Source organism: Curtobacterium caseinilyticum, from assembly GCF_030363035.1.
GTDB lineage: Bacteria > Actinomycetota > Actinomycetes > Actinomycetales > Microbacteriaceae > Curtobacterium > Curtobacterium caseinilyticum.
In genome coordinates, this window is record NZ_JAUCMN010000002.1 from 203511 (window position 1) to 224890 (window position 21380).

The 21380-nt window shown below is 71.5% G+C and carries 17 protein-coding genes; 6 read left to right on the top strand and 11 right to left on the bottom strand.

Translation table 11 applies throughout. From position 1 onward, the window contains the following. Positions 1–66 precede the first annotated feature (66 nt). Entirely contained in the window at positions 67–2727 is a 2661-nt protein-coding gene (locus tag QUG93_RS03450) for an MMPL family transporter (RefSeq protein WP_289472249.1), read from the bottom strand. Positions 2728–2799: 72 nt separating this feature from the next. After that, complete coding sequence (locus QUG93_RS03455) at positions 2800–3435, bottom strand: TetR/AcrR family transcriptional regulator (RefSeq protein ID WP_289472250.1); 636 nt, start codon at positions 3433–3435, stop codon at positions 2800–2802. Positions 3436–3606: 171 nt separating this feature from the next. Between QUG93_RS03455 and QUG93_RS03460 the strand changes: the two genes are divergently transcribed. Beyond that, the gene (locus QUG93_RS03460) at positions 3607–5088 is read left to right on the top strand and encodes a mannitol dehydrogenase family protein (protein ID WP_289472251.1); all 1482 of its coding nucleotides are present in this window, start codon (positions 3607–3609) and stop codon (positions 5086–5088) included. Between the two features lie 112 nt (positions 5089–5200). Here the strand turns inward: QUG93_RS03460 and QUG93_RS03465 are convergent, their stop codons facing one another. Together QUG93_RS03465 and QUG93_RS03470 are read right to left on the bottom strand one after the other, a co-directional pair. Beyond that, positions 5201–5728 carry a GNAT family N-acetyltransferase gene (locus tag QUG93_RS03465; RefSeq protein WP_289472606.1) on the bottom strand — a complete coding sequence of 176 codons (528 nt, stop codon included), beginning with the start codon at positions 5726–5728 and terminating at the stop codon, positions 5201–5203. Between the two features lie 53 nt (positions 5729–5781). Beyond that, positions 5782–6786 carry an alpha/beta hydrolase gene (locus QUG93_RS03470; RefSeq protein ID WP_289472252.1) on the bottom strand — a complete coding sequence of 335 codons (1005 nt, stop codon included), beginning with the start codon at positions 6784–6786 and terminating at the stop codon, positions 5782–5784. A gap of 95 nt (positions 6787–6881) precedes the next feature. On the opposite strand from QUG93_RS03470, the gene bla reads away from it, so the two are divergent. Next, positions 6882–7820 carry a class A beta-lactamase gene (gene bla, locus QUG93_RS03475; RefSeq protein ID WP_434533077.1) on the top strand — a complete coding sequence of 313 codons (939 nt, stop codon included), beginning with the start codon at positions 6882–6884 and terminating at the stop codon, positions 7818–7820. Between the two features lie 223 nt (positions 7821–8043). Next, complete coding sequence (locus tag QUG93_RS03480) at positions 8044–10104, top strand: transglycosylase domain-containing protein (RefSeq protein WP_289472254.1); 2061 nt, start codon at positions 8044–8046, stop codon at positions 10102–10104. Between the two features lie 245 nt (positions 10105–10349). Here QUG93_RS03480 and QUG93_RS03485 read toward each other — a convergent pair whose 3' ends face one another. From QUG93_RS03485 to QUG93_RS03500, 4 genes are all read right to left on the bottom strand, one after another. Continuing rightward, the gene (locus QUG93_RS03485) at positions 10350–11375 is read right to left on the bottom strand and encodes an ABC transporter substrate-binding protein (RefSeq protein WP_289472255.1); all 1026 of its coding nucleotides are present in this window, start codon (positions 11373–11375) and stop codon (positions 10350–10352) included. Between the two features lie 77 nt (positions 11376–11452). After that, entirely contained in the window at positions 11453–12361 is a 909-nt protein-coding gene (locus QUG93_RS03490; RefSeq protein WP_289472256.1) for an ABC transporter ATP-binding protein, read from the bottom strand. Next, on the bottom strand, positions 12358–13497 hold the full coding sequence (locus QUG93_RS03495) for a FecCD family ABC transporter permease (protein WP_289472257.1): 1140 nt from the start codon (positions 13495–13497) through the stop codon (positions 12358–12360). The genes QUG93_RS03490 and QUG93_RS03495 overlap by 4 nt, the downstream gene beginning before the upstream one ends. Beyond that, the gene (locus tag QUG93_RS03500) at positions 13494–14573 is read right to left on the bottom strand and encodes a FecCD family ABC transporter permease (RefSeq protein ID WP_289472258.1); all 1080 of its coding nucleotides are present in this window, start codon (positions 14571–14573) and stop codon (positions 13494–13496) included. Before QUG93_RS03500 ends, QUG93_RS03495 begins: the two co-directional genes overlap by 4 nt. A 28-nt stretch (positions 14574–14601) precedes the next feature. Between QUG93_RS03500 and QUG93_RS03505 the strand changes: the two genes are divergently transcribed. Together QUG93_RS03505 and QUG93_RS03510 are read left to right on the top strand one after the other, a co-directional pair. Next, positions 14602–15429, top strand: a complete 828-nt coding sequence (locus QUG93_RS03505) for a siderophore-interacting protein (protein ID WP_289472259.1) — start codon at positions 14602–14604, stop codon at positions 15427–15429. Positions 15430–15465: 36 nt separating this feature from the next. Then, the gene (locus QUG93_RS03510; RefSeq protein WP_289472260.1) at positions 15466–15843 is read left to right on the top strand and encodes a VOC family protein; all 378 of its coding nucleotides are present in this window, start codon (positions 15466–15468) and stop codon (positions 15841–15843) included. A 265-nt stretch (positions 15844–16108) separates the two neighbouring features. On the opposite strand, the gene QUG93_RS03515 is transcribed toward QUG93_RS03510, so the two are convergent. Genes QUG93_RS03515 through QUG93_RS03525 form a run of 3 tightly spaced genes read right to left on the bottom strand, consistent with a single transcriptional unit; the run spans position 16109 to position 19418 of the window. Then, complete coding sequence (locus QUG93_RS03515) at positions 16109–17026, bottom strand: carbohydrate ABC transporter permease (RefSeq protein WP_289472261.1); 918 nt, start codon at positions 17024–17026, stop codon at positions 16109–16111. A gap of 1 nt (position 17027) precedes the next feature. Next, positions 17028–17993: a carbohydrate ABC transporter permease gene (locus QUG93_RS03520; RefSeq protein ID WP_289472263.1), complete on the bottom strand. Its 966-nt coding sequence runs from the start codon at positions 17991–17993 to the stop codon at positions 17028–17030. Between the two features lie 54 nt (positions 17994–18047). Continuing rightward, entirely contained in the window at positions 18048–19418 is a 1371-nt protein-coding gene (locus QUG93_RS03525; protein ID WP_289472264.1) for an extracellular solute-binding protein, read from the bottom strand. A 233-nt stretch (positions 19419–19651) separates the two neighbouring features. On the opposite strand from QUG93_RS03525, the gene arfA reads away from it, so the two are divergent. Beyond that, positions 19652–21154, top strand: a complete 1503-nt coding sequence (gene arfA, locus QUG93_RS03530; RefSeq protein ID WP_289472265.1) for an arabinosylfuranosidase ArfA — start codon at positions 19652–19654, stop codon at positions 21152–21154. Positions 21155–21380: the final 226 nt, after the last annotated feature.

The following is a 21380-nucleotide window of genomic DNA, read 5'->3' on the forward strand; positions in this document are numbered from 1 at the left end:
CGGGAGACCCGGTGCCGGTCTCGTGGACCGGCACCGGGCCTCCAGGCGGTGCCGCGGGGCTGGCGCCTACGCGCGGTGCGTCGGCGTGTGACCCTCGTGCGGGTTCGCGTCCGGCTCCACCGGAGCGGCGTGCGCGCCGTGGTGCCCCGAACCGTCCGCGTGCGCGGCGTCGGCGTGCGTGCCACGGGCGTCGCCGGGGTGCGACCGCTCGAGCTTCGCGCCCTCGACGTCGACGTCCGGCAGGATCCGGTCGAGCCACTTCGGGATCCACCACGCGCTCTTCCCGAGCAGGTGCATGACCGCCGGGATGAGCAGCATCCGGACGACGAAGGCGTCGACGAGGACACCGAACGCCAGGCCGAAGCCGATCGGCTTGATGGTCGAGGACTCCGAGAAGATGAAGCCCGCGAACACCGAGATCATGATGATCGCGGCCGCCGTGACCACCGCGCGTCCGGCGTGCAGACCGCGCTGGACCGCCACCTTCGCCGACGCCCCGTGCGCGTAGGCCTCGCGCATGCCCGACACGAGGAACAGCTGGTAGTCCATCGCGAGCCCGAACAGGATGCCGATCTCGATGATGGGCAGGAAGCTCAGGATCGGCGCCGGGTCGTGCACGCCGAACACCGAACCGAGCCACCCGAACTGGTAGATGGCCGTCAAGCCACCGAACGACGCGAGGACGGACAGGATGAAGCCCGCCGTCGCGGTGATCGGGACGAGGAACGACCGGAACACGATGATCAGGATGATGAGCGACAGGCCGACGACCACCACGAGGTAGAGCGGCAGCACGTTCGCGAGCTTCTCGGACACGTCGATGTTCGCACTCGCGTTGCCGGCGACGCCGAGGGTGACCGTCCCGTCGTCGGTCTGCACGGTCTGCTCGCGCAGGTCCTTGACGAGGTCCTCGGTCGAGACGCTGTCCGGGCCGCCGGCGGGCTTGACCTGGAACGCGATGATGTCGCGGTCCTCCGATGCTCCGATCGGGAGCACGGCCTCCACGTCGTCGTTCTTCGCCAGCGCCTGCCCGATGGTGACCTCGGTCGCCGTGACGTCGTCCTTCGCCACCGACTCCGGCAGGTCGGCCACGACGAGCAGCGGGCCGTTCTGACCGGCACCGAACTCGTCCTCGAGCGCCTTGTACGCCTTGTACTGCGACGAGTCGGTGGCCTCGGACGCACCGGTCGGCAGGCCGAGGCGCATCTGGGTCGCGGGCAGGGCGATCGTGCCGAGCACCGCGACACCGGCGACGAGCGTGATCACGGCGCGCCAGGTCGACATCGGCTTGTTCGGCACCCGCACCGAGCCGGTGTGCCCGATCTGCTGGCGCTCCTTCTTGCGCAGGATCCGCATCCCGAGCAGGGAGAGCAGCGCCGGGGTGAACGACGTCGCGATGAGGATCGCGAACAGCACGGCGACCGCGCCGACCGTGCCCATCAGGCCGAGGAACGGGATGCCGGTGATGTTCAGGGCGAGCAGGGCGACGATGACGGTCGTGCCCGCGAACACCACGGCGTTGCCGGAGGTGCCGTTCGCGAGCCCGATGGACTCGTGCACGCTCATGCCGGCCTTCAGCTGGGTCCGGTGTCGGTTCAGGATGAAGAGCGAGTAGTCGATGCCGACCGCCAGGCCGAGCATCACCCCCAGCACCGGCGTGACCGAGATGAACTCGACCAGGCTCGAGAACGACAGCGAGGCGAGGGTCGCGACGCCGACACCGAGCACGGCGGACAGCAGCGGGATCGCGGCGCCGATGATCGTGCGGAGCATCAGGAAGAGCACGAGCGCGGCGATGATGACGCCGACGATCTCGCCGGGTCCGAGGATCGACGGGACGCCCTGGGCGATGTCGTTCGAGACGTACACCTCGACGCCGTCGATGTCCGCGCTCTCGGCCCGGTCGGAGATGGTCTGCTTCGTCTCCTGGGGGACCTCGTAGGTCGACTTCGTGAACTGCACCGTGCCGATCGCCGCGGAGTCGTTCGACGACACGAAGCGGATGTCCTTCGACAGTTCGAGCAGGTCGGAGCCCTGCTCGAGCTCCTTCGTGCTGTCGTCGATCTTCTGCTGGGCCTGGGCGAGCTGCTGCTCACCCGAGGTGATCTGCTGCTGCTGGGCGTCGATCTGCGCCTGCGCCTGGGCGAGCTGCTGCTGACCCGCCTGGGCCTGCGCCCGGGCTGCTGCGCTCGCGGCGGCTGCCGCCCCGGCTGCCTGTGCCTGTGCCTGTGCCTGGGCCTTCTGCTGGTCGAGCTGCGCCTGGGCTGCCTCGATCTGCTGCTTGCCGGACTCGAGCTCCGCCTTCTGCTGGTCGAGCTGGGCCTGGCCGTCCTCGATCTGCTTGCGTCCGTCGACGATCTTCTGCCGCTGCTCGTCGAGCTGGGCCTGGGTGGTGAAGCCGTCGCGGACCTCCTTCACCCCGTCCAGGTCGGCGATGCCGTCGAGGAACTCCTTGACGTCGTCCTTCTGCGCGCTGGTGAACGCCTTCCCGTCGGTCGTCTCGAACACCAGCGTGCCGTTGCCGCCGTTCGCCGACGGGAACTTGTCGGCGAGCTGGTCCTGCACCTGGCTGGTCTTGGTCCCGGGGATGGTGATGGACGACGAGATCGTGCCGGCGAACAGGCTGTAGGTCAGGCCGGCGATGCCCATGATGACGACCCAGGCGATGATCACCAGCCAGTGGCGTCGTGCGGAGAACCGTCCGAGACGGTAGAGGAGACCGGCCATGCGGTTGCCCCGTCCTTTCGTGTCAGGTGCTGTGGAGGTGCGGGGTGCGCCGGTGGACCCCGAGGGGAGTGGTCAGGAGGTGGGCATGTAGCCCGAGCGGACGCTGTGCACGAGTCTGCTCAGCAGCGCGTCCCAGGCGGCCAGGGTGGTCGGGGTGACCTCGGGTCCGTCGTGCGTGAGCCAGTGGTCGGCGATGACGACGATCCCGCTCATCAGCGAGTCGACGAGCAGCGCGGTGTCGAGGGTGTCTGCCCCCGGGTGCCGCCGGGCGACCTCGTCGCGGAGCCGCTCGGTGACCCGTGAGAACGCCGTCTGGGTGAGGACGGCCGCCTTCGGGTCCTCGTGCCCGGGCTCGCCGATGATCCGGTACATGCCGGAGATCGCCGGGGCGAGGTCGGCACCGCGGGCCGCGGACTCGAGCTCCTCGAACATCGAGGCCCGGCTGCCGTCTCCGACCGGGGTCCGCGCCATGTCGGCCAGGAACCGGTCGATGATCACCGACAGCTCCTGCTCGCACACGGCCAACAGGACCTCGTCGAGCGAGGCGAAGTGGTTGAAGACGGTGCGCCGGGCGACGTCCGCCCGGGTGGCGAGGTCGTCGACGCCGAACCCGCGGCCCCCTCGCTCGTCGACGAGGTCGCGAGCGGCCTGCAGGATCGCCGCACGGTGCTTCGCCTTCAGGGCGGCGCGGCGGTCGGTGGTGGTCACGTGTGCCAACACTAGGTGCATCGATGCACTCGGTGCACCATCTGTGGGTGCTTCCCCAGGTTCGTCCCCCACCCGGAGCGCTCCACCGTGGCGTCCTGGGAACAACGGTTCCGCACAGGCGTTCCGAGTGTCAGACTGGGCACCCGCGACCGTCGTACGAAGGAGTACCCGATGCCCGTCCGCCTCAGCCCGGAGACCCTCGACGAGATCGCCGCGAGCGGTGTCGCCGTCCCCACCTACGACCGGCAGGCGGTGACCACGGGCATCGTGCACTTCGGCGTCGGCGGCTTCCACCGGGCACACCAGGCGATGGTCGTCGACCGGCTCCTGCAGCAGGGCGAGGCACGGTCCTACGGGATCTGCGGCGTGGGCGTGCTCGAGCAGGACCGTCGGATGGCCACCGCGATGGCTGAGCAGGGCGGGCTGTACACGCTCGTCCTCAAGCACCCGGACGGCACGCGCGAGTCCCGCGTCGTCGGCAGCATCGTCGAGTACCTGCTCGCCGTCGACGACGCGGACGCCGTGATCGAGAAGATGGCGCACCCGGACACCCGGATCGTCAGCCTCACCATCACCGAGGGCGGCTACAACTTCGACCACGTCACCGGCGAGTTCGTCGCCGACGAGCCCGGGGTGGCCGCGGACCTCCGTGGGGACGCCTCGCCGCGCACGGTGTTCGGCCTCGTCGTCGAGGCGCTCCGTCGCCGACGGGACCGCGGACTCGCCCCGTTCACGGTGATGTCCTGCGACAACATCCAGGGCAACGGGCACGTCGCCCGGCAGATGTTCACGTCCTACGCCCGGTTGCAGGACCCCGCGTTCGCCGAGTGGATGGACGAGCACGTGTCGTTCCCGAACTCGATGGTCGACCGCATCACGCCGGTCACCACGGACGAGGACCGGGCCTGGGTCCGTGACGAGCTCGGCATCGAGGACGCCTGGCCGGTCGTGGCCGAGCCGTTCTTCCAGTGGGTGCTCGAGGACGACCACCCCGCCGGACGCCCGCCGTACGAGCAGGCCGACGTGCAGCTCGTCGCGGACGTCGAGCCCTACGAGCTGATGAAGCTGCGCCTGCTCAACGCCAGCCACCAGGGCCTGTGCTACTTCGGGTACCTGTCCGGGTACCGGTACGCGCACGAGGCCACGCAGGACGAGGCGATCGCCACCTTCCTCCGCCGCTACATGGACGAGGAGGCGACGCCCACGCTGCACCCCGTGCCCGGCATCGACCTCGACGACTACAAGGCGACGCTCATCGAGCGGTTCCGGAACCCCGAGGTCCGCGACACCCTCGCCAGGCTCTGCGCGGAGTCCAGCGACCGCATCCCGAAGTGGCTGCTCCCGGTCGTGCGCGAGAACCTCGCGTCCGGTGGACCGGTCACGCTGTCCGCCGGCATCGTCGCCTCGTGGGCGCGCTACGCCGAGGGCACCGACGAGGACGGCGCCCCGATCCAGGTCGTCGACCGGCTCGCCGACCGCCTGACCGCGACGGCGCAGCGGCAGCGCGATGACCGGCTCGCCTTCCTGGAGGACCGGCAGGTCTTCGGCGACCTGGTCGACGACGCCCGGTTCGTCGCCGCGTACCGCGACGCCCTCGACGGACTCATCGCCGACGGCGCGCACACGACCGTCACGCGCCTGTCGCGGACCTGAGCCGGCCCACGGTCGGACGGGAGGCGCGGGGCGGCCCCGCCACGCGCCTCCAGACCGCGGACGGTCACTCCGGAGGCACGTTGCCGGCCCGCCACGCGCCTCCAGACCGCGGTCACGCCGTCGTCGGCGGCCACGGCACCGGGGTCGTGGTGCCCGTCTCCCAGTCGCGCCGGAGCATCCCGTAGCCGACGGAACCGACCGGGTCACCGCCCTCGACCGGCCACGCCTCGCGGTAGTGCGCCTCCTGCACCCAGCCGGCGCGGTCGAAGACGCGCCGCATCGCGGTGTTGTCCTCGCGGGTCTGCCCCTCGAACCGCGTGACGGCCGGCATCGTCCCGAAGACGTGCGCGGTCGTCGCGCGGAGCGCCGGGACACCGAGCCCGCGGCCACGGGACCGTCCAGCGATGCGGAGGTCGAACAGCGGGACCGGGTCGGCGAGGTCCTCGAGCCGGACCATGCCGATCCGGCCGGACGTGTCGTGTTCCAGCCACCACGAGTCGTGCTCGTCGTCGCGGAACGCTCCCGCGTCGACCGCGGCGGCGGCGTCCTCGCGGGCGATCGTGCGGCGGACGTGGAACGGGAACTCCTCGGTGGTGAGGAAGGCGAGCAGATCGTCGCGGTCGGCCCCGGTCGGGTCCATCCGCACGAGCCGGACGGTCCCGACGGTCGCGTGACGTCTGGTTCGTCGTCCGGTCACGGCCCGTCCTGTCGTTCGTCGTCGTGGGGGAGTGATCGCGACCAGCGGGCGATCGCGTCGTAGACGTGCTCGCGGACCTCCGGCGCGGAGAGCACCACGTCGTGGACGGCGTCGCGGACCCGGCGGACCGTGACCTCTGAGCCGAGGGAGAGCGCCCGGTGGGCGACGACGTCGACGTTCAGCGCGACGTCCGCCCGGGCCATGCCGTCATCCCACCGCGGCTGCAGCATGCTCTTGTCGCTGAGCAGCACGAGCACCGGCACCGCGATGCCGAGTCCCGCCTCGACCCTGGCCTGCCCGTCGAAGACCGCCGCGAGCCACCCCGGGTGCAGCGGGAAGCCGCGGTCCGGGCGCCAGTGCTGGTCGTAGGTCCACGTCTCCGAGACCGTCCGTGTGTAGAAGCCGGGGTCGACGGCGGGCATCGGCGCGAGGGGGTTCCGCCGCGCCCCGAGCTTGATCACCGGCGCGACCAGGGCCCGGCCGACCGCGCTCGCCTGGAACTCCAGCCACGGACTGTTCAGCACGAGCCCGTCCACCAGCTCCGGGTGGCGAGCCGCCCACAGGGACAGTGTCAGGCCGCCGGTGGAGTGACCCATCGGCACGAGACGTCGGCGCGGGCCACCCCTGTGCTCGGCGAAGATCGCGTCGAGGGCGGCGGCGATGTCCTCGTCGTACACGGTGAGGTCGTCGACGAAGCCGGGGGTCTGGTGCGGGCGGAGGCTGCGGCCGTACTTCCGCAGGTCGAGGGCGTGGAAGCGCGCGCCGAGGGCCTCGACGCGTTCTGCGAGCTCGACCTGGAAGAAGTAGTCGGACCAGCCGTGCACGTAGAGGACGTCGACGCCGTGCAACGGGCCGTGCGCGTGCAGGAGCAGGTCCGTGGGGGATCGACGGCGGCGGACGAGGGTGGCGACGACCTCGCCCTCGCGGTCCGGGGCCAGCGGGAGCTCGAGGCGCTCGAAGGGCGTGCCGAGGACGTCCTCGTGCCACCCCGCGAGCCCCATGCCGGCCACCGTAGTCGGATCACGGACACGGAGCACGGGTGACCACGACGTGCAGGCAGGTCGCGGTCGGACCCGGCATGCTCGTCGTCGTGCGGATGACGAGGACGGTCCTGACCACCACCGCGGTGGCGGTCACGCTGGCCCTCGCCGGGTGCAGCACGAGTGCACCGACGGCGACGGGCACCGCGTCCGGCGGCACCCGTCCATCGACGAGCGCGACGCCGACGACGAGCGCGACGCCGAGCGCCGCGGCGGGGACGACACGAGCGTTCGCCGCCCTCGAGCAGCGGTACGGCGCACGCGTCGGGGTCGTCGCGCTCGACACCGCCGACGGCAGCACGATCGCCTACCGGGCCGACGAACGGTTCGCCTTCGCCTCGACGAACAAGGCGTTCATCGCCGCCGCGGTCCTCGACGCAGCGAGCACCGCGGACCTGGACGAGGTCGTGCACTACGACCGCGGCGACCTGCTCGCGTACGCGCCCGTGACGAGCCGGCACGTGGGCGAGGGGATGACGGTCCGCGCGCTCGTCGACGCCGCGGTGCGGGAGAGCGACAACACGGCGGCGAACCTGCTCGTGGAGCGCCTGGGCGGTGTGGACGGGGTGACCCGGTGCCTCCGGGGCATCGGGGACGACGTCACACGGGTGGACCGGGTCGAACCGGAGCTCAACACGGCCGTGCCCGGCGACCCGCGGGACACCACCACGCCCGCGCAGTCCGCCGCGGACCTCCGGTCGGTGCTCGTCGGGGACGCCCTCGGAGCGGACGACCGGGCGCTGCTCCGCTCGGCGATGGCGGGCACGACGACCGGCGACGGCACGATCCGGGCCGGCGTGCCCGGCGGCTGGTCGGTGGCGGACAAGACCGGGACGGCGTCGTACGGCGTGCGGAACGACATCGCCCTCGTGCGGCCGCCGGGTCGGGATCCGGTCGTGCTCGTCGTCTTCACCACCCACGACCGCGAGGACGCCGAGCCGTCGGACGTGGTCGTGGCGGCGGCGACGCGCTTGGTGGTGCAGCGGCTGGGCTGACGGCAGGACCGGCGGTGGCCCGGTCAGGGTCACGGCCCGGTCACGAGGGGATCACGGCACGGTGACGATCGGGGTGCGGTCGGTAACGATCCGTGCCGACTCGGGCACTTCCCAGCGCTCGTGCCGTTCCTGCACCGGGAACGCGAGGTGGACGTCCCGGGAGCGTTGGGAGGGTCGCCCGGACGCCGCCGGACCACCGGGGCGGGACGACGAGGGGGACGACGTGACGGTACGACGGGTGACGGGGGCCGCGCTGGGCTTCGTGGGCGGCAGTGTGCTGGCAGGGCTGCTGGTGGGGGTCGGTGTGACGCCGGTGCTCGCGGCCGCCGGCGTGGGGACGACGTCGGCGATCGACCTGTTCGACTCGATGCCCGAGTACATCGAGATCGGCGAACTTCCGGCGCGGAACGAGATCTGGGCGTACCAGGATGGGAATCCCGTGCACCTGGTCGACGTGTGGGACCAGAACCGGCAGGAGCTCACCCTCGACCAGATCAGCGACACGCTCGAGCACGCCGCGATCGACGGCGAGGACAAGCGCTTCCGCGAGACCGGCGGTGTCGACGCCACCAGCCTGGTGCGCTCGGTCGTGAGCGTCATCGCCTCGGGCGGGAAGGGCGGCTCCGGCGGGTCGACGCTGACGATGCAGCTCGTGCGGAACATCAAGATCCAGCAGGCCAGCGAGCTCCCCACCGCCGAGGAGCGCGAGGCCGGGTACCGCGAGGCGACGCGGAAGAGCCCCGACCGGAAGCTCGCCGAGGTCAAGCTCGCGATCGGGCTCGCGAAGGAGTACTCGAAGGACGAGATCCTGGCGGCGTACCTCAACATCGCGTACTTCGGCGACCAGACCTACGGCGTGCAGGCGGCGTCCCAGCACTACTACGGCAAGGACGCCACCGACCTGAGCCCGGCCGAGGCGGCGTCGTTGATCGCGATCGTGCAGTGGCCCGAGCGCCGCGACCTGTCGACGCCCGCGCACCACGCCGACAACCAGGCGCGTCGGGACGTCATCCTGCGCTCGATGCACGAGCAGGGGCACCTGAGCGACGCCGACCTCGCCACCGCACTCGCGTCGCGACCGGCCGACCACGTCCGCCTCACCCCGCCGCGGCAGGGCTGCGAGTCGGCGGTGCGCGGTGCCGAGTTCTTCTGCGCGTACGCCGAGCAGGTCGCGCGGGACCTGCCGCAGCTCGGCGCCGACGCGGACGCCCGAGCAGCCGCGTGGCGGACCGGCGGGTACCGCGTGCAGACCACGCTCGACCTCGACCTGAACGCACAGCAGAAGAGCCTGCTCGACCGCCACGACCCGGCATCCGAGTCGCGTCTCGCCCTCGGTGCGACGCTCGACACGGTCGAGGCGGGGACGGGTCGGGTGCTGACGATGGCGCAGAACAAGCACTTCGACCGCTCCGCAGCGGCACCGGCGACGGCGACGTCGTTGAACTACGCCACCGACGAGTCGAACGGCGGCTCGAAGGGGTTCCAGGTCGGGTCGACCTACAAGATGTTCACCCTGCTGCAGTGGCTCGAGTCGGGTCGGAGCGCGGACACGGTCGTCGACGGGACGCGGAAGGCGCGCAGCACGTGGACGCAGTGCGGGGAGCGGATCACGCTCGACGTGCCGTACGACCCGAAGAACGACTCGCCGGGCCAGACCGGTCCGTACTCGGTCCGGTCTGCGACGGCTCAGTCCGTCAACGCCGCCTACGCCGACATGGCGTCGCGACTGGACCTGTGCGACATCCGCGACACGGCTGCGCGGCTCGGGGTGCACCCGGCGACCGGAGGCGACCTGCCCGCCAACCCGGCAGCGATCCTCGGGACGACGAGCATCGCCCCGCTCACCATGGCGGCTGCGTACGCGGGCGTTGCGAACGGCGGTGTGTACTGCGCACCGGTCGTCGTCGACCAGCTGACCGGACCGGACGGCACCGAGCTCGGCGGCCAGGCACGGTCCTGCACCCGAGCGGTCCCGGCGACGGTCGCGGCACAGGCCGTCGAGGTGATGCAGGGAGCCTTCCGCGGCGGCACGGCGACGGGTGGACAGACGCCCGACGGCGCGACGCTCTTCGGCAAGACCGGCACCACTGACGCGGCGGACCAGATCTGGCTCGTCGGCGGGACCTCGCGGGCGGTCACCGCGTACTGGCAGGGCAACACCGACGGTGGGCAGACGAGCCTGCGGACGGTCGGCAGCGGGCAGGGCGGTACGTACGCCGGGTCGCGCGCGGCCGTGTGGCGCGAGGCGCAGACCGCGATCAACGCCGCACTGCCCGCCGGCTGACCGCCGTGCGTGCTGGCCCGCGTGCGTCCGGCTCGCCGTCGTCGGTGGTGCAGAAGACGTCGGGTGCGTGCCCACGACCCGACGTCTTCTGCACCACCGACGTGCGGACGTGGGCGCGCGTGCGGTCGGGCGCGTGCGTGCGGACGGAGGCGGGCGGGCGAGCGCGCGGAGGGCGCGACCCCCGGACGGACGGGAGGCGCGGTGCCAGCTGGCACCGCGCCTCCCGTCCGTCACCCGGTTGCGGGCTACGAGACCTTCTTGCTGTCCTCGAGCCAGCCCGCGAGCTTCGTCATGTAGTCGGCCTGCGACGCGTAGTCGAGGGCCGGGAAGGTCCAGCTGTGGACCTGGCCCGCCTGGAGCGCCGCGTTGTCGGCGAAGGTCGGCTGCTTCTCGAGGTCGGCGACCTGGTAGCCCTGCTGCGACAGCAGGAGGACGTCCCCGGAGATCTGGCCGGCGTTCTCCCACGAGTAGATGCCCCAGTAGAAGCCCTTCGGCTTCGGGGTGACGAAGTCGACCCCGAAGGACGAGTACATCTGCAGGGTCGGCTCGTCGGACGGGCGGGTGACGTACGCACCGGAGCCGTCGGCGAACATCGAGACGACGGAGACCTTGCTCTGCTCGGCGGCCTGCTCGAGGGTCTCCTCGGCGGCGTCGAAGCGCTTCTCGGCCGCCTCGATCGTCGACTCCGGCGCACCGAGCGACTCGGCGAGACCGGCGATCTTCTCGATGACGTCCTCGCCCTTGCCGCCCCACTTCACCTGGACGACCGGGGCGATGGCCTCGATCTGCTGCTGCTGCTCCTTGTCCTTGAAGCCGTAGCCGGGCTGGGTGTCGTCGAGCGTGCCCTGCTCGTCCTTCGGGTAGACCGACGTGACGACGAGGTCGGGCTTGAGCGCAGCCAGCTCCTCGAGGTCGATGTCGCCGTAGGCCTCGCCGAGCTGCGCGATGCCGGACGTGTCGAGGTCCGTGAAGCGCTTGTCCTTGGCCATCGTCAGCTGTCCGAAGGTGCCGACCGGCTTCAGCCCGTACTCGATGAAGGAGATGGCGACGTCGTTGAGGACGACGACGCGCTTCGGCGTGCTGTCCTCCTCGACGGTCTTGCCGGTCGCGTCCGTGTAGGACCAGGGGCCGGACGCAGCCGAGCTGGCACCGGCGGTCTCGCCGGAGCCGGCGGAGCCGTTCGTACCGGAGCAGCCGGTCAGGAGCAGGGCCGAGACGGCCACGGAGGTCACGAGGGCGGCGCGCAGGGAGCCGCGGCGGGGGATCTTCACGTTAGGAGAGGCTAACCTAAGTCTGTGCGTTCCGCCAGCCTGAGACCGCATCGGATGCTCTCGGTCGGCCTTCGGGGTCAGGCGGGCGGGAGCGTCTCGTGCTCGTCGGCCTCGGGCACGATCATCGGCGCGCCGGTCACCGGGTCCGGCACGATGCGGGCGTGCAGGCCGAACGCGGTCTCGAGCACCGCGGGCGTCAGGACGTCGTGCGGCGTCCCGTCCGCGACCACGCCACCGTCGTGCAGCACGACGAGCCGGTCGGAGTACCGCGCGGCGAGCGACAGGTCGTGCAGCACCATCACGACCGTCGACCCCTGCTCGCGGTTCAGGCGCCGGACCAGGCGCAGCACGTCCAGCTGGTGCGCGAGGTCGAGGTACGTCGTCGGCTCGTCGAGCAGCAGCGTCTCGGCCTGCTGCGCCACGACGAGCGCGATCCAGGCGCGCTGCCGCTGCCCGCCGGACAGGCTCGCCACGTCGCGGTGCGCGACCTCGGTCAGGCCGGTCGCGGCGATCGCCTGCTCGGCGACGTCGGCGTCCTCGGCGGTCCACGGCTTCGCCCACGACTGGTGGGGGTTCCGCCCGCGCATCACCAGGTCGAGGACGCTCGTGCCGGCGGGCGCGACGGGGGTCTGCGGCAGGATCGCCAGGCGGCGCGCGACGGCCCGGTTCGGCTCCTTGCGGATCGGCACCCCGTCGAGCAGGACCTCGCCGGCCTGCGGCTTGAGCACGCGTCCGAAGGCCTTCAGGAGCGTCGACTTGCCGCAGCCGTTCGCGCCGAGGAACGTCGTCACGCTGCCGCGCTCGATGCGCAGGTCCAGGTCGCGGAGCACGGGATCGCGGTCGTAGCCGACCGAGAGCCCGCGGGCCTCCAGGACGGGAGGCACGGTGCCGGTCACGCCGTCGGCTCCGGCCCGGTGAGGACCGGCTGCGGTCGCGTCCGTCCCCGGGGTGCGTGCGTCACGTCGGTTCGCGGTGGTGGCGGTCATCGGGACATCTCCTTGCGGTGGCGGACGAGGAGCCAGATCAGGTACGGCGCGCCCACCACGGTGGTCACGATGCCCACGGGCACCTGCCACGGGAAGGCGGAGCGGGCGAGCAGGTCGGCACCGAGCACGAGGACCGTGCCGAGTGCGCCGGCGAGCAGCAGCGGCGGACGGTTCGTGCCGGCCAGCCGCAGGGCGACCTGCGGGACGACGAACGCGACGAAGCCGATCGGCCCGGCGGCGGCGACCGCGGCGGCGGTGAGCACGACGGCGAGGGCGAGCACGAGCAGCCGGTGTCGCTGGACGCCGAGACCGACGCCCGTGGCGACCTCGTCCCCGAGCTGGCCGATGCCGAGTGCGGCGCTCGTGGCGAGGGCGATCGGCACGCAGACGGCGGCGACCACGAGGAGCGGCCAGACGGTCGACCACGACGTGCTCGACAGGCTGCCGACGAGCCACTGCGACGCGGCGGTCGCGACGGTGATCTTCGCGCGGACGAGCAGGTAGCTGGTCAGGGCGTCGAGCGTCGCGCTCACCCCGATGCCGACGAGCACCAACCGGTAGCTCTGCACACCGCCGCGCCACCCGAGGCCGTACACCGCGGCGGCGGCGACGAGGGCACCGATGGTCGCGGCGACCGGGATGCCGCCGCTGAGCACGACGGCGGAGACCGAGTACGTGCCGCCACCGAGCACGATCGCGGCGACCGCGCCGACGCTCGCGCCCGAGGTCACGCCGATGATGTCCGGCGTGCCGAGGGGGTTCCGCGTGACGGTCTGGGTCAGCGCGCCCGCGGTGCCGAGCACCAGTCCCACCAGGGCACCGGTGAGGACGCGGGGGAGGCGGAGCGTCGTGACGATGAAGCCGTCCGGACCGTCCTCGGCGCCGAGGAGCGCACGGACGACGGTGCCCGGCGCGATCCACGTGCTGCCGACCGCGACGCCGAGCACCACGAGGACGAGTGCCAGGGCGACCGTGCCGACGGTGTACCCGAACACGCGGGGGCGCCAGGCGAGGCCGACCGGCCCGACGCGGATGCCGCGCCGGCCCGGGGCCGCGCGGCCGGTCGGGGGTTCGGCGTCGGGGCCGATCGGGCCCTGCGGCTTCACCGCGCGTCCGGTGTCGGTCGCGGCGCTCACAGCGACACCAGCGATCGGCGACGGGCGACGGCGACGAACACCGGGCCGCCGAGCACGGCGAGCACGATGCCGACCTCGACCTCGGAGAACCCGCCGACCAGCCGTCCGACCACGTCGGCGACGAGCACGAGGGCAGCGCCGACGAGGGCGGACACCGGCAGGGTCCACCGGTGTCCGGTGCCCACGAGGGCCCGGGCGACGTGCGGCACGGTGAGCCCGACGAAGCCGATCGGCCCCGCAGCCGCCGTCGCGCCGGCGGCCAGGAGCGTGATGCCGCCGAGTCCGACGAGTCGAGCGACGAGGACGTTCTCACCCACGCCCCGGGCGAGCTCCGCGCCGAGCCCGAGCGCGTCGAGCGCCCGGACGTTCCAGACCGCGAGGGCCGCGCCGACGAGCAGGAACGGTGCCGCGGCGGTGAGCACGTCGAGCTGTCGTGCCGCGAGCGAGCCGACGACCCACAGGCGGTAGGCGTCGAGGGAGTCCTGGTCGGTCAGCACGATGAACGACGTGATCGCACCGAGCAGCGCGGAGACGGCGGCCCCGGCGAGGGCGAGCGGCACCGGGCTCGCGGTCCCGCTGCCCGCGACGGTCACCGAGAAGACGACCACGCTGGCGACGACCGCGCCGGCCAGGGCGAACCACACCGTCGCACCGGTGCTCGTCACGCCGAAGACGTAGACGCCGAGCACGACCGCGAGCCCCGCGCCGGAGGAGACGCCGAACAGGCCGGGGTCGGCGAGCGGGTTGCGCGTGTGTCCCTGCATCAGCAGGCCCGCGACGCCGAGGGCCGCGCCGACGGCTGCGCCGATGAGCGTGCGCGGGATGCGTGAGCCCCACACGACCGCCTCGGCGGTGCTCGACCCCGTGCGGGTCAGTCCCGCGACGACCTGGTCGGCGCCCAGTCGGTTGCTCCCGAACAGCATGCTCGCTACGGCGGCACCGACCAGCGCGACGACGAGCACCACGACGACCAGCAGCCGTCGGCGGACCGCTGCGCGGTGCACACCGTCGGGACGCGCGGAGGCAGCGTCACGGGCGGCCCGAGCGGGCGTCAGGACGGTTTCTGGGGATGGCACGCGGACCAGCTTAGGGTAGCCTTGCCTCATGGCGAAGATCCCGCGGCTGATGCCCGAGGCGCCCCGGCTCTTCCGCGCCCGGGTGCTCCGCTCCGTCCGGCACACGCCGTCGGTGCAACGGGTGACGGTCACGGGCGACGACCTGCACGAGTTCCCCTTCCTCGGGTTCGACCACTGGTTCCGCCTGTTCGTCCCGCGGCCCGACCAGGACGCCTTCCGGATGCCCGACCTGGACGGCCGCCGCTGGTGGCCCTCGTTCCTCGCCATCCCCGAGGCCGTCCGTCCCCACTGCGCGAACTACACGGTCGCGGCCTTCCGTCCCGAGACCGGCGAGCTCGACGTCGACTTCGTCGTGCACTGCGACCACGACGGCGAGCCCGAGGGCCGAGCGGCGATCTGGGCGTGCGGCGCCCGGCCCGGCGACGAGCTCGCGATGCTCGACCAGGGCTGCATCTTCGACTGCCCGGACGATGCCAGCGAGGTCGTCGTCGCCGCCGAGGAGACCGGCCTGCCCGCCGTCGTCGGCATCGCCGCATCGCTGCCCCGGGACGCCGTCGGCCGGATCATCCAGGAGGTCCCGACCGCCGCCGACGTCCGCGTGCTCGACGCCCCGACCGGCGTCACCGTGACGTGGATCGTCCGTGCGGACACCGAGCACGACGTCCCCGGACGCGCGGCGCTCGCCGAACTGCAGCGGTACGTGCCCGCGGACGACCGCGGCTACGCCTTCGTCGTCGGGGAGTCGCGGCTCGCGACCGAGGGTCGACGGCACCTGCACCGCGCCGGGCTCCCGAAGACCCGGATCACGTTCTCGGGCTTCTGGAAGCACGACGCCCGCCAGGCCGTCCCCGCCTGACGACCTCGTCCGGCGCGGACCGCGTAGCGTGCGGGCATGAGCGTCCGACTGAGCGAACTCGTCCTGAACTGCCACGACCCCGAGGAACTGTCCCGGTTCTGGTGCGGCGTGCTCGACTACGTCGAACTCGGCAAGGACGAGGACGGCATCGAGATCGGCCCCGAGTCGGGCTTCGGCGGTGCCACGCCGACGATCATCCTGGCGAAGGTCGAGCACGCGAAGGCGCAGCCCCTGCGCCTGCACATCGATCTGTCCCCGGTCGACCAGGACCAGGACGCGGAGCTCGAACGGCTGCTCACCCTCGGTGCCCGCCCGGCCGACGTCGGGCAGACGGGGGAGGAGTCCTGGCACGTGCTGCAGGACCCCGAGGGCAACGAGTTCTGCCTGCTGCGCAGCCGCGTCGCCCCCCTCTGACCCGCGCGCCGCGGTGCCCGTTCCTTCCCGTCGCGCGTGCAGTGGGAAGCGTTCCCGGGCGTACCAGGTCGTTCGGGCACATCAGGTACGCCCGCTCCGGCCAGGGACGCCCGTTCCGACCAGGGACGCCCGTTTCGACCAGGGACGCCCGCTCCGACCAGGGACGCCCGCTCCGACCAGGGACGCCCGCCTCGACCAGGCGCGGGACGGACGGGAGGCACGGTGCCAGCTGGCACCGTGCCTCCCGTCCGTCGACGCGGAGCGTCTAGCCCTTGAGGCCGGAGCCCGTCACGCCCTCCACGATCTGCCGCTGGAAGACCAGGTAGAGGATGATCAGCGGCAGCGCGGCCAGGATGGCGCCGGCCTGGATGTCGGCGTAGCGCTGACCGAAGCTGCCCTGGACCGTGGCGAGCCCGACCGGGATCGTCATGAGGTCCGGGTTCGACAGCACGAACAGCGGCAGGAGCAGGTTGTTCCAGACGCCCACGAAGGTCAGGATCGTCACCGCGGCGATCACCGGACGTGACAGCGGCAGGATCACCGACCAGTAGATCTTCCACATGCCCGCACCGTCGATGCGCGCGGCCTCCTCGAGCTCCTTCGGGATGCCGTCGAAGAACTGCTTGAAGATGAACACCGCGATGACGGCCGGCACCTGCGGGAAGATCACCGACCAGTAGGTGTTGAGCAGGCCGACGGCGTTCAGCTCCTGGAAGATCGGGATGATCAGGACCTGCGTCGGGATCATGATGCCCAGGATGATCAGCAGGAACGCCACGTTCCGGCCGCGGAACACCAGGCGCGACAGCGCGAAGGCGGCCATCGACGCGAACAGCACGGTCAGGGCGGCGGTCACGAGGCTCGTGATGCCGCTCGCGAGGTACCAGTTCCAGATGTCGCCGGCCTGGAACAGCGACGCGTAGGAGTGCAGCGTCGGGTTCCAGTTCGACAGGATGGCGTTCGCGCCGAGCGCGGCGACGCCGTTGTCGGACAGCGACGTCTTCAGGGCGAACAGGCTCGGGATGAGCCAGATGATCGCGAACACCGTCAGGATGACCGCTGCCACGACGTTGAAGCCCCTGCCGGAGACGCCGATCTTCGCGGCGTTCGCCGGTGCGGCGGCCGAGACGCCGGACCGCTGCTTCCGCGGCCGCGACGTCGTGATGCTCTCGGTGGCGGTCATGTCAGGCCCCGATCTCTCGCTTGGCGGCAGCGCGCTCGACGAGCTGCCGGATGACCGCGATCGCGACGATCACGATGAACAGGAGTACCGACGCGGCGGACGCTGCGCCGAGGCGGTTGTCGGTGAAGCCGACGCCGGTGATGAGCTGCAGTGAGACCTGGGTCGAGATGCCCGGGCCTCCGTTCGTCATCAGGTAGACCTGGTCGAAGATCTTCAGGCTCGCGATGATCTGCAGCAGGATGACGAGCGTCGTCGTCCGGCCGAGCAGCGGGAGCGTGATCGACTTGATCTGCTGCCAGCTCGACGCCCCGTCGACGGCCGCGGCCTCGTAGAGTTCGCGGGGGATCTCCTGCAGGCCGGCCAGGTACAGCACGAAGTTGAAGCCGAGGGTCCACCAGATCGTGGCGATGGCGACGCCGATCATCGCGGTGTTCGGGCTGGACAGCATGCCGGACCCGGGCGTCATGCCGAGCGCGGTCTGCAGGCTCGCCCAGAGGCCGGTCGCCGGCGTGAAGATGAACACCCAGATGAGCGAGATCGTCGCCGACGGCAGGATGAACGGCAGGAAGAACGCCAGGCGGAAGAACCACTGGCCGCGGTTCATCCGGTTCGTCAGCACGGCGAACACGAACGCCAGGACCACGAGCGGCGGGGTCGTGTACAGCGTGAACTGCAGGGTGTGCCAGAGCGACGACCAGAAGTCGCTGCGCCCGAGCATCTCGGCGTAGTTGGCGAACCCGGCGAAGCTGCCGAGCCCGGTGCGCACGGTCGAGGTGTTGAAGAAGCTCGTGACGATCATCCAGACCGTCGGGCCGAGCAGGAAGGCCACGTAGAACAGCCCGAACGGCGCGAGGAAGAGCCAGCCGGAGCGGCCCTGCCCGCGGTTCGTCGAGTTCGCGCGGGGTCGCGCACGACGGGTGACGGTCGCGGCGTCCGTGGGGCGGGTGAGAACTGGTGCAGCGGTCACGTCATCGTGCCTCTCGTGCGGGGTCCACGGGGATCAGGGAGGTGGTGCGGCGGGTCACAGCGGGCTCGGGGTGTTGAGGTACGTCGCGAGCTGGCCCTTGATCGCCGAGAGCGCCTGGGCGGGGGAGCTGCTGCCCTGCTGGACGAGGGCGAGCTGCGCGCCGACGATGCCCTCGAACGTCGAGCCCGAGCCGCCGTACCAGGCCGGGTCGTCGAAGACGGCGGACTCGGCGGCCGACGCGTAGTTCGACTGCGGCTTGAGGTCCTTGTACTGCTTGCTGTCGAAGGTCGGCATGTAGGCCGGCACGTGTCCGCCCTCGGCCCAGGTCAGGCTCTGCTCGAGCATCTGCTTGATGAAGAGCATGTGCGCCTTGCGCTGCTCGGGCGTCCGGGCCTTCTTCGGCAGGATGAAGGTGTGCGAGTCGGCCTGGGTGGCCGGCTTGTCGAAGAGCTGCGGGAGCGGCACCATGCCGAACTCCAGGCCCTTGATCGACTGGGCGGTGCTGATCTCCCACTCGCCCTGCATGAAGAAGCCGGCCTTGCCGTCGAACATCAGCGACTGCGCCGTGGCGTAGTCGAGCGCCTTGTTCAGCCAGCCGTTCTTCACCCACTTCTGGGTCATCTCGGTCACCTTGCCGTAGGCGTCCTCGTTGACCGTGAGCTTCGCTCCGCCGTCGCTGATGAACGGCGTCGCGCCCTCGATCTGGTTGTACATCGACCAGAAGAACCGCCATGGGGTCGCGGTCTCCGGCACGACGTTCGCCACGTTGAGGGCGGTGCCGCCGGTGACCTTCGCGACGGCGGCCATCGCGGCCTCGAAGTTCTCGAGCCCGTTCAGGTCCTTGAGCGTGCCGTCGGCGTCGATCAGCCCCGCCTTCCGGCACACGTCGACGTTGTAGAAGAGCACGAACGGGTGCGTGTCGAGCGGGATGCAGATGTTCTTGCCGTCGGTCTTCTGCGCGGTCCACGCCTTCTGGTTGAAGTCGCTGGCGCTCAGGCCGACGCTCGCCAGGTCGTCCTCGGTGATCGGGTCGAGCAGGTCGCCGTCCCACAGCGGCTTCGCGCGGGTGAGGTGGGCGATGGCGACGTCCGGCGGCTTGTTCCCGACGGTGGCCAGTGTCACCTTCGAGTAGTACGGGTTGCCCCACGCGAACGTGGTGGCCTGCAGCGCGGACGAGCCGCCGTGCTGCTTCGCGTACCCGTCCTCCATCGTCTGCATGCGGACTCCGTCGCCGCCGCCGAACAGGTTCCAGAAGACGAGGGTCTCCGGGTTGAGCGGGGCACCGGCGATGCCGGCGGCGAGCGGGCTCGAGCAGGCCGCGAGCGGCAGGACCGCGGCGCCGGCGGCAGCGCCGGCGAGCAGGGTCCGCCTGGTGAAGGCACCACCGCGGGACTGCGGGGTGGGTACAGCTGGTCGGATCGGCATGGCATCACTCCATCGGGACGGGCCGAGTCGGAGCAGGGTCGGTGCTCCGTGAGCGCTCACATTAGTGCTCGACCGGGGTGACCGCCACCCCTTCCGTGAACGTCACGACACCGGCGCGGTGCCGCTTCCCCAACCGGGCGGAACCCGCTAGCGTTCTCAGGGACGTGAGCGCTCACTCTCGTGACGGGCCGCTCACGACACCGCACGAGCCGCCAGCAGATCGAAGGAGATCCATGCCCCGCACACACCTCGTCCTCGACAGCGCGTTCACCGTGGGGCCGGTGCGTCGTCGCCTGTTCGGCGGCTTCGTCGAGCACCTCGGCCGCCACGTCTACGACGGCATCCACGAGCCCGCGCACGAGACCGCCGACGAGCACGGCTTCCGGAAGGACGTCGTCGAGCTCGTCAAGGAGCTGAACGTCTCCGCCATCCGCTACCCCGGCGGCAACTTCGTCTCCGGCTACAAGTGGGAGGACGGCGTCGGCCCCGTCGAGCAGCGCCCCCGCCGCCTCGACCTCGCGTGGCACTCCACCGAGACGAACGAGGTCGGCCTGCACGAGTTCCAGCACTGGCTCGACCAGGTCGGCTCGGAGCTCATGCTCGCCGTGAACCTCGGCACCCGCGGCACGCAGGAGGCCATCGAGCTCCTCGAGTACGCGAACATCGACGCCGGCACCGCGCTGAGCGAGTACCGCCGGTCGAACGGTCGGCAGGAGCCCTTCGCCGTCAAGATGTGGTGCCTCGGCAACGAGATGGACGGCCCGTGGCAGCTCGGTCACAAGAACGCGGAGGACTACGGCAAGCTCGCCGCGATGACCGCGAAGGCCATGCGCCAGATCCAGCCCGACCTCGAGCTCGTCGCCTGCGGATCGTCCGGCGCGTCGATGCCGACGTTCGGCGAGTGGGAGCGCACCGTCCTCGAGCACACCTACGACGACGTCGACTACATCTCGGCGCACGCGTACTACGAGGAGGACGACGACATGCCGTCGTTCCTGGCCTCCGGTGTCAACATGGACCACTTCATCGACACCGTCACCACGGCTGCCGACCACGTCAAGGCGCACAAGAAGTCGGACAAGCGCATCGACATCTCGTTCGACGAGTGGAACGTCTGGTCGATCAAGCGCTGGGAGGCGCAGGCCAAGACCTTCACCCTCGACGAGTGGCCCGTCGCGCCGCGCCTGCTCGAGGACGTCTACACCGTCGCGGACGCCGTCGTCGTCGGTGGGCTGCTCATCTCGCTGCTCCGGCACGCCGACCGCGTCGCCTCGGCGAGCCTCGCGCAGCTCGTCAACGTGATCGGCCCGATCATGACCGAGCCGGGCGGCCCGGCGTGGCGCCAGACGACGTTCTTCCCGTTCTCGCTCACCTCGCGCCTGGCGAACGGCACGTCCCTGCAGGTCAAGGCCTCGGGCGACACCGTCGACGGCGGCAAGTACGGCGAGGTCCCGGTCGTCGACTCGGCCGCCACGGTCGAGGACGGCAAGGCCGCGGTGTTCCTCGTGAACCGCCACCAGACCGAGTCCACCACCGTGACGATCGACCTCGCCGGCCTGGCCGTCGAGGGCGACGTGCACGCCGAGGGCGTGTGGGACGACGACGTGCACGCCGTGAACGACCTCGGGAACCGTGAGCGCGTCGGTCTCCGCACGAACGAGACCGTCCGCCGCGAGGGCGACACCATCACGATCGAGCTGCCGCCGGTCTCCTGGACCGCGGTGTCGATCGGCTGAACCAGCAGGGGGCAGAGCGCCTCGGCGAGCGCCACGGTGAGCGTCGAGTGAGCACGGAGGGCGTCGGTCCGCGAGAGCGGGCCGGCGCCCTCCGCTCGTGTCCGGACCGTGACGGCGTGGCCGGTCCGTGTCGGACGGGAGGCGCGGTGCGGCGCCACCACGGGCCTCCCGTCCCGAGCAACACCGGACGCACGGCACGGCGCGGTCCGGCCGCGCGCCTCCCGTC

Excerpts from the sequence above, each read along its gene's own strand:
- QUG93_RS03450 (WP_289472249.1), bottom strand. The coding sequence starts at position 2,727 with ATGGCCGGTCTCCTCTACCGTCTCGGACGGTTCTCCGCACGACGCCAC.
- QUG93_RS03460 (WP_289472251.1), top strand. The coding sequence starts at position 3,607 with ATGCCCGTCCGCCTCAGCCCGGAGACCCTCGACGAGATCGCCGCGAGC.
- QUG93_RS03465 (WP_289472606.1), bottom strand. The coding sequence starts at position 5,728 with ATGGACCCGACCGGGGCCGACCGCGACGATCTGCTCGCCTTCCTCACC.
- QUG93_RS03470 (WP_289472252.1), bottom strand. The coding sequence starts at position 6,786 with ATGGGGCTCGCGGGGTGGCACGAGGACGTCCTCGGCACGCCCTTCGAG.
- bla (WP_434533077.1), top strand. The coding sequence starts at position 6,882 with ATGACGAGGACGGTCCTGACCACCACCGCGGTGGCGGTCACGCTGGCC.
- QUG93_RS03490 (WP_289472256.1), bottom strand. The coding sequence starts at position 12,361 with ATGACCGCCACCACCGCGAACCGACGTGACGCACGCACCCCGGGGACG.
- QUG93_RS03505 (WP_289472259.1), top strand. The coding sequence starts at position 14,602 with ATGGCGAAGATCCCGCGGCTGATGCCCGAGGCGCCCCGGCTCTTCCGC.
- QUG93_RS03510 (WP_289472260.1), top strand. The coding sequence starts at position 15,466 with ATGAGCGTCCGACTGAGCGAACTCGTCCTGAACTGCCACGACCCCGAG.
- QUG93_RS03515 (WP_289472261.1), bottom strand. The coding sequence starts at position 17,026 with ATGACCGCCACCGAGAGCATCACGACGTCGCGGCCGCGGAAGCAGCGG.
- QUG93_RS03525 (WP_289472264.1), bottom strand. The coding sequence starts at position 19,418 with ATGCCGATCCGACCAGCTGTACCCACCCCGCAGTCCCGCGGTGGTGCC.
- arfA (WP_289472265.1), top strand. The coding sequence starts at position 19,652 with ATGCCCCGCACACACCTCGTCCTCGACAGCGCGTTCACCGTGGGGCCG.